Consider the following 14,126-nt stretch of genomic DNA (forward strand, 5'->3'; position numbering starts at 1 on the left):
AGCAAACCTGTTTTTCAATGTGATTGCCAAGCGTTATGAGCATGGCAGTGTCATATTGACGAGTAACCTATCATTTGGGCAATGGCCAAGTGCTTTTGCTGATGACGCAACATTAACTGCCGCTATGCTTGATCGTTTACTTCATCATTCGCATGTACTGCAATTAAGCGGTGAAAGCTACCGATTGAAAGATAAGCGGCGCTCAGGAGCAATAACTGAGTAAAACAGTGGATCAATTTTGATTGATCGGATTTAGATAAAAAGTGGATCAGTTTTCGGTGATCGTTGACACCATATCAGGTAATGCCGGAGATGATACCATATTAGGCGATGCAGGAGACGATAACCTATCAGGTAATGCGGGCAACGATACCATATTAGGTGATACAGGTGATGATAACCTATCAGGTAATGCCGGAGATGATACCATATTAGGTGATGAAGGTGATGATATACTAAAAGGTAATGCTGGAAATGATATCATATTAGGTGATGCCGGAGATGATGAAATATTAGGTGATGCAGGAAACGATCAAATATCAGGCGGATCAGGAAACGATAACATATCAGGTGGTTCTGGCGACGATATGCTATCAGGTGGCTCCGGTGATGATACGCTAAGAGGTGACTCTGGAAATGATAGAATATTAGGCGGTTCTGGCGATGATACAATGTATGGTGATGCTGGAAATGATATTATGTCAGGAGACTCTGGAAACGATATGCTATCAGGTGGTTTAGGTAATGATACCCTATTAGGCGGTTCTGGAGACGATAAAATATCAGGTGATGCAGGCAATGATATAATATCAGGTGGCTTAGGACGCGATACACTAACAGGCGATTTTAGTGATAAACACTTAGAGGGAAACAGGGGAAATGATACTTTTCAGTATCTATCCATCAATGATTCTCTATCCGCATCACCCGATAAAATAACTGATTTTGAAACGGGTAGCGATAAAATAGATATCTCTTCTTTAAAAAAAATTAATAATTGTGATGTTATGATTAAGTTGGTAAATAAGTTTTCCAAGCAAAAAAATGAAATGATGATTAATTATAATAAAACAGAAAATTTAACCAAATTATTGCTTGATCATGATGGTGATGGACAAGCAGAATTTCAAATCGACATCATCGGCACTGTTGATCCAATAAAGGATATTATCATTTAACCTACAAAAAATTAATTCAGTCAGCAGCCCACCGACTCATTACTGGTTGATAGGGTTGCTTTACTCAGCACTGCATCTTGTTACTATATATTAATTGGTTAGCAAAATCTTCTTGTCTAAAGCACACTCTCTTATCACCAAGCGCCCTGATTAGCTTGATATGGTGGTCTGTAACTTTTAATCGCTAGGGTCGAAATCCTAGCAAATCTTCTGGCACCTAAACTATCAAGAACTTCCTTACCTTTTAGCGCAAACTGTGCTAAATCTAGCAGCGAGGCTTAAATTGTTTGCGGGTTTGCGCCCTTAGGGCATTTAATATAGAGATTGTTACCGGCAGAAATCCGACTAACTACTAGTCGGAAAACTAATATGTAACCGTTTTTTCCGATTAAACAAATTACAATAGCGCTGGAGCGATTGCAGCAAACCAGCGCTGTTTTCATTTGATCTGAAAATGAAATTTTATATTTTTGCCAACACGAATACTTATGCTAGCGCTACTTGCCCTGACAACATATGCTTTAACGTTGTTACTTATCCGGCGTTATTAATTGTGCCACGATGCTAGCGTTATTGTTTTAGTTAATCACTTGTTTGGCTTTTAGGATCAAATTACCGGTTTGGGTCGAGATAGCTTCCGCGTTACTTTCAATCCTTTCACTTGGCTCACCTTGGGCATTTTTCTGTAGCCAAAGATTATTATAGGCTTCAATTTTAGCACTTTCACCTTGATTGCTGATGATATTACTAAATAGATGCATATTTTGTTTAGCGGTTACTTTACCTTGATTAATTAGGCTATCGCTTTCAACTAAAAGATCTTGCTGAGATAAAATTTCACTGTTTGCAGGAATTATAACGGCTGGCGCTTTAGCAGTTAAATGCCCGATTCTGTAATGCTAACAGCAAATTGTGGTTTTAGGCTCAGATTTGCGATTTGAGAAACCGTTCCAGTCTGATAATTAATCGCATTAGTACCTGACAATAAGCTAATATTTTTGCCAAGAATACTGGCATTGATAGTAACAGTGCGGCTGATCATCTCAGCATAATCTTGACTACCACTATAGAATCCTTTATTAAGGATCGTGATATCACCTTTTTTTACCTTTAAATGGGCAAATTCGCCTTGTTGATTCAGTATTGGCTGGCCAGTCGTTAAGGTTAATCCACCAATATTACTGAAATGACAGCCATCACAGCTGATGCCATTTGGATTGGCGATGATCACATCCGCTTTCTTGCCTGCAATTTCCAATTTGCCATTAAGTTGTGAAGAAGATGAACCGGTTACTTCATTAATGATCAAGCTTGCCGCCCGTTCAGCCAGCTGGTCATTTTTAGCCAGTTGGCCGACTAGTTGACTATTGGCAGGTCGGATCGCATTGTTCAAAACCGCACCTTGTGGCGGTATATTAAATTGCTGATAGCGATTATACGAAATACTCGCCTGATTAGCAGCCGCTATATTGATGATAGGAATTTGATTTTCAACCGTTAGCTGAGTTTTGTCATTCATCGGTTGGATAGTGGAACTGAAAACCGGCAATAGAGGATAACTGGCAATAAGATAAGCTATTTTTGTACGATAACGAATAATTTTATTTTTCATTACATTACCTACTATTCTATTTTGGCATAAATACATAAATATGAGGATGAACATTATCGCCTCAAAATAGAAAGGAAAAATTTAATAGGCAATATATAATAATCAATAATTTAATTATTTATTCTAATAAAAATCATTATTTTTATTTATAATTCAATATGTTAAATTTAATTAATGCTATTTTGTTTTTATTCTTAAAATTAAATATGATTTTTATAATTTTATGTTTAATAAATAAAAACCAGTAATTAAATCATTAATGGTTTTAATAAAATTATTGATGGTAATTAAATTCAGTTAACGACTCACTGCGGCAAAAGCCTGAGCAATACGCTGAACATTATGTTGATTAACACCCGCCATGCAAATACGCCCTGTGCTAACCAAATATACCGCGAACTCTTCACGTAAACGCGCAACCTGCTCTGGGCTAAAGCCGGTGTAACTAAACATACCATGCTGCTTAAGTAGGTGGTCGAAGTTTTTTTCAGGTAACACATTTTTCAAATTGCTAACTAACATTCTACGCATAGCAAAGATGCGCTGGCGCATCGATTCTACTTCACTTAACCATTCAGTGCGTAATGTATCATTGGTTAGCACATGTTCGACAATTTTAGCGCCATTTGACGGTGGACTCGAATAGAGACGACGTACACCCGCCTTTAGTTGGCCAAATACCCGTTCACACTCTTGTTGATTTTGACAAATAATGGATAGACCGCCAACCCGATCACCATATAAACCAAAAATTTTGGAAAATGAATTACTGACAAATACCGGTAATCCAGCCTGAGCCATAGTGCGAATAGCATAAACGTCGTCATCCATACTTTTAGCAAATCCTTGATAAGCGATATCAAGAAAAGGAATAAGACGGCGCGCTTTTGCCACTTCGGTTATTTGATCCCACTGTTGCGGCGTTAAATCCGAACCGGTCGGATTATGACAACATGGATGCAATAAGATGATGCTTTTTGCTGGCAGCTGTTTAAATGTTGCCAGCATTTCTGCAAATTTTACCCCTTTAGTTTTGGCATCAAAATAGGGGTAATAATGGACATTAATACCTGATCCCATAAAAATAGAAGCATGATTTTCCCATGTCGGATCACTACACCAGACCTCTGAAGCAGGAAAATAACGATGTAAAAAATCGGCTCCCAGCTTTAAGGCTCCTGAGCCACCAATAGTCTGTACTGTTGCAATTCGTTGCTCATTTATGAGTGGATTATCTGCCCCAAAAAGTAGCTTTTGAATCGCTAACCGATAGTTATGTAATCCTTCCATGGGCAAATAGAGAGAGGCTATAGCGGGTACTTGATTAAGCTTTGTCTTCGCTTTACCAACAGTTCCAAGTTGGGGAGTATTACCTTTGCCGTCATAATAAAGGCCAATGCTAAGGTTAATTTTATTTTCACGGGGATCTTTATTAAATTCATCCATCAATGATAGGATAGGATCGCCTGCAAAAGCATCAACATTCTGAAACACTTAAAATTCTCCCCACTATCATGATAGCCATTTTTTTATTAAAAAACCTACGACAAATTTATTCGTCCAAATATTCCATTGCCACCCGTGAGGTTAGCTTTGTCAGTAATTCATAATCACTGACGCCAGTATATGCCGCCACTTCTTCAACAGGCAATAGATCTCCCCACATAATTGCTTCATCACCGACCTTATCATTGGTTCCAACACCTAAATCTACTGAGATCATATCCATAGAAACTCTACCAACAATCGGCACTTTGCGCCCATTTATTAGTATTGGTGTGCCTGATGGCGCATTACGCGGATAACCATCACCATAACCAATTGCGACTACACCAAGATTGGTATCCTGCTCACTAACCCAAACTCCACCATAACCAACCGGCTCTCCAGCTTTATGTTGACGAATAGCAATTAAATTAGATTTGAGTGTCATCACTGGTAGAAGACCAAAATCTTTGCCTTGTTTACCTTCTTGTGGTGAAGCACCATACATCATAATGCCTGGGCGCACCCAATCAAAATAGGATGCTGGCCATAATAGAATACCGGCCGATGCAGCGATCGATTTTTCACCGGGTTTATCTTTTATAAAAACATTAAAACAAGTCAATTGCTGATTGGTAGCAGCCGGTAGCCCTGGTTCATCTGCACGGCTAAAATGACTCATGATATTAATCGGCTTTTGGATATTTTGGCATGCCACCAAGCGAGCATAAGATATTGCCGCCTCTTCAGGTCTAAACCCCAAACGGTGCATACCGGTATCAAGTTTCATCCAAACTTTTATCGGTTTTTCTAATTTAATCTGTTCTAAAGTTTCAAGTTGTTCAATACTCTGTACAACAATATCAATTGCATGCCTAGTGATAATAGGTAATTCCGCTAGATCAAAAAAACCTTCTAACAATAAGATGGGGTTACTGATCCCATTTTCACGTAATGCGATTGCTTCGCTAATACGAGCAACCCCAAAACTATCAGCTAAATCTTTAACTGTATGCGCTGTTTCCAATAAACCATGCCCATAAGCATTAGCTTTAACGACAGCAATGATGCGACTATGAGACGCAATTTCCCGAACTCGTTGTAAATTGTGACGCAAAGCGCGGCGGTGAATGACAGCGGTTGCCGCTTTCATTTTACTCTCCGTATTAAATTAAATCGATAGATTATTCGTCGTGGTAGATTGGCCCGGCATAGTTATCAAAACGGGACCATTGTCCATTGAAAGTCAGACGTATTGTCCCAATTGGACCATTACGTTGCTTACCGATAATAATTTCTGCTACACCTTTAAGATCTGAATTATCGTTATAAACCTCATCGCGATAAATAAACATAATTAAATCAGCATCCTGCTCAATGGAGCCGGATTCACGCAAATCGGAATTGACCGGTTTTTTATCCGCTCGTTGTTCTAAGCTACGGTTAAGCTGTGATAATGCGATCACCGGCACTTGTAACTCTTTCGCCAATGATTTAAGGGAACGAGAAATTTCGGCAATCTCAAGTGTACGATTATCAGACAGGGAAGGAACACGCATCAGCTGAAGGTAATCGATCATAATTAAACTTAAACCACCATGTTCACGGTATACGCGACGAGCACGAGAACGAACTTCTGTCGGCGTTAATCCGGCAGAGTCATCAATGTACATATTACGCTTTTCCATCAACAGTCCCATAGTACTGGAAATACGAGCCCAATCTTCATCATCAAGTTGGCCAGTACGAATACGCGTCTGATCAACGCGCGACAGCGAAGCTAACATACGCATCATGATTTGATTAGCTGGCATTTCCAAACTAAAAATTAAGACCGGTTTTTCTTCCGTCATTGCTGCATGTTCACATAAATTCATCGCAAAAGTCGTTTTACCCATCGAAGGGCGAGCAGCCACAATAATCAGATCAGAGTTTTGTAATCCTGCGGTTTTTCTATCCAGATCCTGGTAACCGGTAGATATGCCTGTCACACCATCATGAGGCTTCTGATAGAGTTGTTCAATTTTTTCCACCGTTTCTGATAAGATCTCTTCAATCCCTTTCGGACCGTCATCTTTATTGGCTCGCGTTTCTGCAATTTGGAAAACACGTGATTCAGCTAAATCCAGTAACTCTTCGCTAGTTCGACCTTGAGGATCATAACCGGCATCGGCGATCTCATTTGCCACCGCAATCATATCACGGACAACAGCCCGCTCGCGCACTATATCGGCATAAGCGTTAATATTGGCTGCACTTGGGGTATTTTTAGCTAATTCCGCTAAATAAGCAAAGCCACCGACACTATCCAATTCGCCTTGCTGCTCTAACGATTCAGACAAAGTAATTAGATCAATTGGTCTACTCTGCTCAAGCAGACGTTGCATTTCAGCAAAAATGGTGCGGTGTGGTCGACTAAAAAAATCTGCGTTGGTTACGCGTTCTGAGACATGATCCCAACGCTCATTATCCAACATTAATCCACCAAGTACAGATTGCTCAGCTTCTAAGGAGTGAGGGGGCATTTTTAGCCCCTCTATTTGACGATCTTTCTGACCAATAAATACGGTTTCTGCGGAATACTTCTTCGCCATAACACTTTCTTTACCCATTAATCAATAGAGTCGCTCATCAGTATATGCTATTTACTGCTATTTCGTGACAATTTGATCATTTAATGTGAGATTGAACCTTCAGGATTATTCACTGTTATCTTTTACAGAAAATCTGAAAATGTTGCAATGTTCCTCAATCAAACATAGCAAAATATTGGCAATAAATCTGAACTTTCTGAAAAATATTCCAATCATTGCTCATGATCGACTAGTTAAACATAACCATTAACAAATTGTACTTTCAGATTGTTTATTCGCGAACGATTATATAGTTTATTAATTTTTTAATAAGCAAATCTTTGTAATTGAGCGGAGTTCAATTGTTATGAATAGCTCTCCAGAGATCAATCCATTTATTAATCATGTTTATAGCAAAAATCGCTTTTCTAGTGATGAGTTTCAAACTATTTGTCATTATGCCAAGCAAAAATTTGACACCCTTCTGGAACAGTATGGTAACAATGATGAATTAGCTGATTTTCAGCAATTAATTAATCTCGCTATACAAATGATGGAAAATAGTTTGCAAAAAAATACGGCCAAAACGGGGAAATGCGAACAAAAAAATAAAATAAAGGCTGGTTTCATTAGTCAAATGCTCTATATGTTCGCTAATTTTGATCGCGCTTTCAGTTCCCTAGTTCCCTTTAATTAAAGCTTCACCAGGTCTGGCATAAATAAAATGACCTGAGTTAATTATTTAGTTACCAGTAATAAACTCAAGTGCCTGCTTAACCACAGTCACATCGGCACCTTTTTTATGGGCATTTTCACTCAAATGACGGCGCCACTGGCGGGCACCAGGAATAGCTTGAAATATGCCCAACATATGACGAGTGATATGACCTAAATAAGTTCCCTGTTTCAATTCGCGTTCAATATAAGGATACATGGTTTGTACTGCGATAATGGGATCAATAACTAGGCTCCTTTGGTCAAAAAATTCAACATCAACCTGAGTTAATAATGCCGGATTTTGATAAGCTTCTCGTCCTATCATAACACCATCAAGATGGTGTAAATGTTGTTTAGCCTCATCAATGTTTTTAATACCACCATTAACCACAATGGTTAACTGAGGAAAATCTTTTTTTAATTGATAGACACGTAAATAGTCTAACGGCGGTATTTCCCGATTTTGTTTCGGACTTAGACCTGATAACCAAGCTTTGCGCGCGTGAATGATAAATAAACGACATTGACTATCTGTCACAATTTTATCAATAAAATCGGTTAAAAAAGCATAACTATCATCATCATCAACGCCAATGCGGGTTTTAACTGTTATCGGGATCGTCGCAGCATCCTGCATTGCTTTTATACAATCCGCTACTAGCCCGCCTTCACGCATCAAACAAGCACCAAAACGGCCATTTTGAACGCGATCCGAAGGACAACCAATATTTAAATTAATCTCATCATAACCACTTTGCTGAGCCATTTTTGCACAATAGGCCAAAGCCGTGGGCTCATTACCACCCAACTGCAAAGCAACTGGATGTTCCTCTTCACTATAAGCCAGATAATCACCTTTACCATAAATAAGCGCGCCCGTTGTCACCATTTCGGTATAAAGTAACGCTTCTTTAGTCAATAAACGGTGAAAATAACGGCAATGGCGATCTGTCCAATCAAGCATCGGTGCCACGCTAAAACGGTGGTGGTTAGAATAGCCTGTTGAGGCCGTAAATTCGTTGTCTGGCGTTAATTTTGGGTTAGTTGTGTTATCGTGCATTTTTCGCTGTTTTGGTATGTTGTTTTTTCTTGCCTCTAAATGGCATCACTGGCTTCTAACAACCATTATAGAGAGGGTCTCGCTGATTATACCATAGAGAAACATCTATATGTGGGATGGCGCTATACAAGCATTGCCATTTCAGACTTGCAACCTATTAGAAAGTTCTTAGCTACCGAGGTTTAGGTTATTATGTTTTGAGAAAAAAGCGCAAGCTAATTATTCAAAACTAGCTTTAGTAGCGAGAAAGTTGTTTAGGTGACATTTAAAATACCCGTTGGCGATGGCTAGCTGAATAAAGAAGTTTTTTATATTATAAATCTGGAATAAAACCCTCATTCTGCAATGAATTAATAATTACTCTATTCTCAATTGCGCTCACCGCAAAATATTAGATTATCCATTCATACATTCAGAGGAAATCATAGAACTTCGGTTCCCTGCATAGCGGGAAGTTTCTAAACATCATCTGGTGTGAAAACTTATATAAAAAATTAAAAAAATTTTATTTATGACATTTTGTTGCATTTACATAAATACCATTGAATTGTTAAAAATTAATGATGAAAATGTTTTTTTTATTTAATCATCAGAGGATAAATGATGAAATTATTATTCAAAACATTAACTATTATCTCACTTTTCGGACTCAGCTTTTTTTCTTTAGCAACCTATCAGCAAGGTAATTTGGTAACATATTACTCCGATAGATCTGACGGAAAACTAAAACTATGTGTCTTAGCTGACGATGGAAAATTTTATTGCAAAGCTGATACAAGTGCAGGAGAAATCACTATTCCTCATTAAAATAGCCCCTAACCAAGCTTATTCCACCTCTTCTTAATTCGAAGAGGTTAATTTAATTAAGACTGAAAATGTTTTTTAATATAATCATCAGAGAAAAAATTATGAAATCGTTTTTCAAAACATTGACAATTATCTCCCTTTTCGGACTCAGCTTTTTTTCTTTAGCTAAGAATAGCGATATGAATAATACAGTTTTACATGGAGAAAATTTAACTGATGCAAATTTAGCTCAAGCAAATTTGACTCAAGCGAATTTGGCTGAGGCAAAAAAGAATTTATGTAAGTCCGCTGAATATAATTTTACCCCCTTTTGTATCGACTAACAGAAATAACCAAACAAGTTTTGCTCCCTGCTTTTTGCGCACCACTTAGCTAAACTAAACCTACCTCTTCAGTTAAAAAAGAGGTTATTTAGATTATTGGCTGTTTTTATTGCGTGTCAATTAAAATAATAACTGCTATAGAGTTAATGGTAACTACAAAGATACTAATCTATCTTTTTATTTATAAACCTATCTTAACCGTTTCTCTTGCCAATACTGTGCTGCTAAAATTTTAGGTTGATATTTAAGACAAAATTAAATTCGCTTCGTGCTAAATGTTAATTTAAATGATTTTACATTGTTAAAATTTAATAAAAATATTAATCAAGTTGATTTTTAGTAAATTAAATTGATTTTAATATTAACTTATCTAATATAAGTGAAAATTTTCATTTATAAGGAAAAAAGATGAACAAATTAGGTAAGGTATTAATGACTCTATTTTTTATCGCGGCCAGTGACTTTACATTTGCAAATCCAACTGATTTAATTGCTCCAGATCTCAATGATCTTCCATTAAATCTTCCTGATCCCTGTATTGAATTATGTGATAAAAATCGTTATATACCTTGCTCAAAAATGGAAATTAATTTGTCAACTCTAGATAAATAAGCTATATCCCGTTAAATTTATAACCAATAAAAATAGATATACCTCTTTCACCAATGATGAAAGAGTTAAATAATAAACCTATTTCTATTTTATTATCGATATGTTGATTTTTATTATGTTTAACTTATTGAACTCAGCATTTATTAAAATCATCCGAACAAAATTTATATCAATTATACTTAAAAAATATATAGGAGATAAAAGTTTAAGATATAACAAAATAAATAAGAGCAGGCGAGTTACTCAAAAGCAATCTACTTATTTAACATTATTTAATAAAATCTTCTATATTTTTAAATATTACTTTAGTTGCTAATTATTAGCGTTTAAAATTTTCTCAATACCATGAATGATTAAAAAGCACCCCAAATGGTGTAGAGTAATTATTGGTAAAATTGATTAACAAAGACAAAAATAAATTTTATTTTGTTAAGAATAAATCTTTATTTTTCACCACTTATATAACTTATTAAAGTACCCAAAGGTTTAACTTTATTTCTGACTTTATCTAATAATTCTTTCGGAAATAAAGAGGCATAGCTTCTACTTTCTGTCGATTTACCAGGTAACATATTCTGCAATTGTGTTTTACATTTTTTACTTTTATCGGGTACAGATTTGTCAAGAATCTTTAATAACAAACCTTCAAGACATGGCTCTGAACCTACTAATTCTATATTATTGTCTTTTGCTTCGTTTATTTTTTCTTCTGTCCACGCTATATCTGTATCGAGCAAAACAACAATTTCATCGTATTCACGTTGTTTCTTATATGATATCGCTTCGTCGATAGGACCATTTGGAGCTTTTCCACCTGCTGAAATCAGTCTAATACTGGGTCCGGCAGCCGTAGAATATAAGATCAATATATTATGCAATATACTTACCTTTTAATACATGGTTCCTGGCATGATGGACATGCATAGGATGATGTTGCCAAAATATTACTTAATCAAGGTTTAGATGTTCATACTCTAACCATCGCAGGCCATAGTTTACAGGCAGAGTTTAGTACCAGCCATGCTGATTGTGTCGATTCTATTGTTGAATATGTAAGGCAACATGATTTGAAAGATCTTGTTGTGTTAGGTCACAGTTTTGGTGGCACTAATGTTCAACGCCTAGCCGAAATAGAAGCACCCCGTATAAAACATTTGGTTTTTCATAATGCATTTATTTTAGGTGATGGAGAATCGCTTTTCGATACACTTCCTCCTCGCTACCATAAGATTTGGCAAAAAATTACAATTGATAAAAAAATAATGCTACCTTTTGCTATTTTTAGAGAATTATTTATTGGTGACGCAGAATTAAAAAAAGCAAAACAAGTTTATGATAATTTTTTAACATCAAGTTGCGCTGCCAGCCATTATGATAAGGTTCCGTTGAAAACATTTGCATCTCTTATTATTCCTAGTAGCATAATATATGCATCAACAGACAATGCACTGCCAGCGGGTGAATATGGTTGGCACCCTAAATTTAGTGATCGTCTTAAGTTTTATCGTTTTATTAGTTTGCCAGGCAGCCATGAGATATTATTTAATAATCCACAAAAACTAGCTAAATGTATTATTCACGCAAGTAGACCCTAATTTTTTTATTCATTGAAAATAAAACTAAAAATAATACATATAATAAAATATGTATTATTTAAAATGATTTTAATAAAGTAAGTTAAATTAAACTTAATGAGGTAAGTTCGATTTACGTGCATTAAGTGGATCACATAAGCTTAAATCTACATTAGGATTTACCTGTGATCTAGTATCAGGTGAAAGAAGCGCAGTACAGTCTCTACCAGTAGGTAGTTTATTTTGAGGAGGATCAGCAAAACCTGGTATATTGATAAAAACAAACGAAAATAAAATAAATAATTTAATTTTTAACATATTTGCCCCTTAAATTAGAGTTACAAATGTGATTACAGGAAAACATTATTATAAAAGGCAAATAATAAATTTAACAATAATTTTACATTGTATAAGATTGTTCCTAAGCGGGTAAAAAACACTAAAATTTATTAGATTTATTTTCTATTTAAAAATATTGATATAACAAGATAGCCTAGTTGTTTTTTCTACTAGGCTGAAAATAATGTTTAAAAATAACTAGTTGTAATTAAATAGCTAATGCGCTTAGCAAATAGACAGAAACCATCATTTTACATGTTACTTTCATCCCCTTTTACAAATACCAATAATTAACTTGAAATTATTTTCTTGCCAATGTTATTGAAATGTTAAAATTATGAGCTAATATATATTCCAAGTTGCATTTTACTTTGGAGAATAATTTATGAAATCATTATGCTACTTATTTGCTAACATTTTGATTTTAGGGTTCAACTTAGTTTCTGAGGCTAATGCCGGTAATAAACCAGCGGAGTGCTACGACACGAAGGTGGATAATTTATCGCCTGCAGAAGAAAAAGCCAAAATCGATTGGTTAATAGAGAATTGCGAACTCCAAAGAAGTGAAGCAGTAAATAATCGTTTAAAAATTTTAAATGGTATGATAAATGGCGCAGAGGATAAAACCATCAGCCAAGCAAATTAATTTTCAATTATTAAATTCTTTTGACTGTTATATAGGTGCAAATACCATATTTCTACGGTGTTAAGCTAGCCTCTGAACCAAAGATAATTGTGCTCGTAGCTAGCCATTAATCCTATGAATTTTATCTCATCCATTATGATTAGAAATGTTATCAATTTAATTTTAATCCATTTATTAAAGAATGTTCATTAAATATTAATTTATTGTATGTTGTTAATTGTGATTTTCATTTATTGTTGGAGGATAAATTATGAAACCATTATGTAAGATCCTTTCTACTACTGCTCTTCTAGGATTTAGTTTTATTGCTGTAGCTAAAGATTCCTCGCTTAAAAACACTATTCTTGTCCCAAAGGGTAACGGAGAATATGTAAGAGTATCATCCACAACTATCAATAGGCCAAACGTAAAAAATGCTGTTGATATTTGCTGGGAAGATCCTCTCAAAGGCCCAAGTTGCTTTAATGGTGATACAAGAGAAGTATATCCCAATCCTGAAAAAACAAAAAAATCTGACTAAAGATATATCTGTTTTAGCCTTTAAAAGGATAGAGAAGCTCATCCCCGAGCGCTGTAATCTACTAATATTTCGATTGTTTCATCAAAGCCACGGCGAGCGATACAGGCAACTATGCAAATGATCTGCGCTAAAGGATGGGGTTTAAGATCAACTTTAAAGGTTAAAACATTGATGTACCCAGCTAAATGAATGTATTTCTAGATAGTGATAAGATGGTTGAAAGTAAAAAGGCGTGTTTGTTACTAGATTGCAATTTAAAGAGTACTAATTGCGCGTTTAGCTGATCTAATGACAAAATGAAATATTGTTAGATTAACTAGGATACAAAATGTAAAAACATTAATATCTCTGACAAACTATGACAATTAAAACGGTTAAACGGGCCAAAACTAATAGCAGTAGCGAAAAAGTTAATTTAAATCAATAATAAATTGGTAAATAAGAAAAACCCGCTAGTATCATTTTATAATAACATATAGAATTGGTTAATTATTATCAACAATAATGTTATATCTACATAGAATAAAAGTAAACAGATAAACACAAAAATCATGCAATTTTATTGTTTCGCTAAGATAGTTTCTATTATTTATTAACAGAATGAAATACATTTAAAAATAACATTAATAATCAATTGATTAATTAACATATTGACAATTAAATTTATTTTTATATACACA

The 14,126-nt window shown here is 35.4% G+C and carries 17 protein-coding genes; 9 read left to right on the top strand and 8 right to left on the bottom strand.

Features of this window, described 5'->3' with window-relative positions:
• Together G468_RS0113320 and G468_RS20985 are read left to right on the top strand one after the other, a co-directional pair.
• A partial coding sequence (locus tag G468_RS0113320; protein WP_026823536.1) for an ATP-binding protein occupies positions 1 to 223 on the top strand: 223 nt, incomplete at its 5' end.
• Positions 224 to 263: 40 nt separating this feature from the next.
• Positions 264 to 1,178 carry a calcium-binding protein gene (locus G468_RS20985; RefSeq protein ID WP_051297109.1) on the top strand — a complete coding sequence of 305 codons (915 nt, stop codon included), beginning with the start codon at positions 264 to 266 and terminating at the stop codon, positions 1,176 to 1,178.
• Between the two features lie 578 nt (positions 1,179 to 1,756).
• On the opposite strand, the gene G468_RS0113330 is transcribed toward G468_RS20985, so the two are convergent.
• The 5 genes from G468_RS0113330 to dnaB form a co-directional block, all read right to left on the bottom strand.
• Positions 1,757 to 1,939 carry a hypothetical protein gene (locus G468_RS0113330; RefSeq protein ID WP_026823537.1) on the bottom strand — a complete coding sequence of 61 codons (183 nt, stop codon included), beginning with the start codon at positions 1,937 to 1,939 and terminating at the stop codon, positions 1,757 to 1,759.
• 116 nt (positions 1,940 to 2,055) lie between these two features.
• Positions 2,056 to 2,790: a filamentous hemagglutinin N-terminal domain-containing protein gene (locus G468_RS0113335; RefSeq protein WP_026823538.1), complete on the bottom strand. Its 735-nt coding sequence runs from the start codon at positions 2,788 to 2,790 to the stop codon at positions 2,056 to 2,058.
• Positions 2,791 to 3,087: 297 nt separating this feature from the next.
• On the bottom strand, positions 3,088 to 4,284 hold the full coding sequence (locus G468_RS0113340; protein ID WP_026823539.1) for an amino acid aminotransferase: 1,197 nt from the start codon (positions 4,282 to 4,284) through the stop codon (positions 3,088 to 3,090).
• Between the two features lie 58 nt (positions 4,285 to 4,342).
• Positions 4,343 to 5,428 carry an alanine racemase gene (alr, locus tag G468_RS0113345; protein WP_026823540.1) on the bottom strand — a complete coding sequence of 362 codons (1,086 nt, stop codon included), beginning with the start codon at positions 5,426 to 5,428 and terminating at the stop codon, positions 4,343 to 4,345.
• 31 nt (positions 5,429 to 5,459) lie between these two features.
• On the bottom strand, positions 5,460 to 6,869 hold the full coding sequence (gene dnaB / locus G468_RS0113350) for a replicative DNA helicase (protein ID WP_026823541.1): 1,410 nt from the start codon (positions 6,867 to 6,869) through the stop codon (positions 5,460 to 5,462).
• 346 nt (positions 6,870 to 7,215) lie between these two features.
• Between dnaB and G468_RS0113355 the strand changes: the two genes are divergently transcribed.
• Positions 7,216 to 7,545 carry a hypothetical protein gene (locus tag G468_RS0113355; protein ID WP_026823542.1) on the top strand — a complete coding sequence of 110 codons (330 nt, stop codon included), beginning with the start codon at positions 7,216 to 7,218 and terminating at the stop codon, positions 7,543 to 7,545.
• 45 nt (positions 7,546 to 7,590) lie between these two features.
• On the opposite strand, the gene dusA is transcribed toward G468_RS0113355, so the two are convergent.
• Positions 7,591 to 8,625, bottom strand: a complete 1,035-nt coding sequence (gene dusA / locus G468_RS0113360) for a tRNA dihydrouridine(20/20a) synthase DusA (protein WP_026823543.1) — start codon at positions 8,623 to 8,625, stop codon at positions 7,591 to 7,593.
• 603 nt (positions 8,626 to 9,228) lie between these two features.
• On the opposite strand from dusA, the gene G468_RS0113365 reads away from it, so the two are divergent.
• From G468_RS0113365 to G468_RS0113375, 3 genes are all read left to right on the top strand, one after another.
• A complete protein-coding gene (locus G468_RS0113365) occupies positions 9,229 to 9,432 on the top strand; it encodes a hypothetical protein (protein WP_026823544.1) in 204 nt (67 codons plus the stop codon).
• A 101-nt stretch (positions 9,433 to 9,533) separates the two neighbouring features.
• On the top strand, positions 9,534 to 9,755 hold the full coding sequence (locus tag G468_RS0113370) for a pentapeptide repeat-containing protein (RefSeq protein WP_162143430.1): 222 nt from the start codon (positions 9,534 to 9,536) through the stop codon (positions 9,753 to 9,755).
• Between the two features lie 408 nt (positions 9,756 to 10,163).
• Entirely contained in the window at positions 10,164 to 10,367 is a 204-nt protein-coding gene (locus G468_RS0113375; protein WP_026823546.1) for a hypothetical protein, read from the top strand.
• A gap of 443 nt (positions 10,368 to 10,810) precedes the next feature.
• Here G468_RS0113375 and G468_RS0113380 read toward each other — a convergent pair whose 3' ends face one another.
• Positions 10,811 to 11,245: an RloB domain-containing protein gene (locus tag G468_RS0113380; RefSeq protein WP_026823547.1), complete on the bottom strand. Its 435-nt coding sequence runs from the start codon at positions 11,243 to 11,245 to the stop codon at positions 10,811 to 10,813.
• Between the two features lie 63 nt (positions 11,246 to 11,308).
• Between G468_RS0113380 and G468_RS20990 the strand changes: the two genes are divergently transcribed.
• The gene (locus tag G468_RS20990; RefSeq protein ID WP_210409120.1) at positions 11,309 to 11,962 is read left to right on the top strand and encodes an alpha/beta fold hydrolase; all 654 of its coding nucleotides are present in this window, start codon (positions 11,309 to 11,311) and stop codon (positions 11,960 to 11,962) included.
• Positions 11,963 to 12,055: 93 nt separating this feature from the next.
• Here the strand turns inward: G468_RS20990 and G468_RS0113390 are convergent, their stop codons facing one another.
• Positions 12,056 to 12,259 carry a hypothetical protein gene (locus G468_RS0113390; RefSeq protein WP_026823548.1) on the bottom strand — a complete coding sequence of 68 codons (204 nt, stop codon included), beginning with the start codon at positions 12,257 to 12,259 and terminating at the stop codon, positions 12,056 to 12,058.
• Positions 12,260 to 12,665: 406 nt separating this feature from the next.
• Between G468_RS0113390 and G468_RS0113395 the strand changes: the two genes are divergently transcribed.
• Together G468_RS0113395 and G468_RS0113400 are read left to right on the top strand one after the other, a co-directional pair.
• Positions 12,666 to 12,926 (top strand): hypothetical protein, encoded by a 261-nt coding sequence (locus G468_RS0113395; protein ID WP_026823549.1) that lies wholly within the window; start codon positions 12,666 to 12,668, stop codon positions 12,924 to 12,926.
• Between the two features lie 250 nt (positions 12,927 to 13,176).
• The gene (locus G468_RS0113400) at positions 13,177 to 13,446 is read left to right on the top strand and encodes a hypothetical protein (protein WP_026823550.1); all 270 of its coding nucleotides are present in this window, start codon (positions 13,177 to 13,179) and stop codon (positions 13,444 to 13,446) included.
• Positions 13,447 to 14,126: the final 680 nt, after the last annotated feature.

This window comes from Arsenophonus nasoniae DSM 15247 (assembly GCF_000429565.1).
Lineage (GTDB): Bacteria > Pseudomonadota > Gammaproteobacteria > Enterobacterales > Enterobacteriaceae > Arsenophonus > Arsenophonus nasoniae.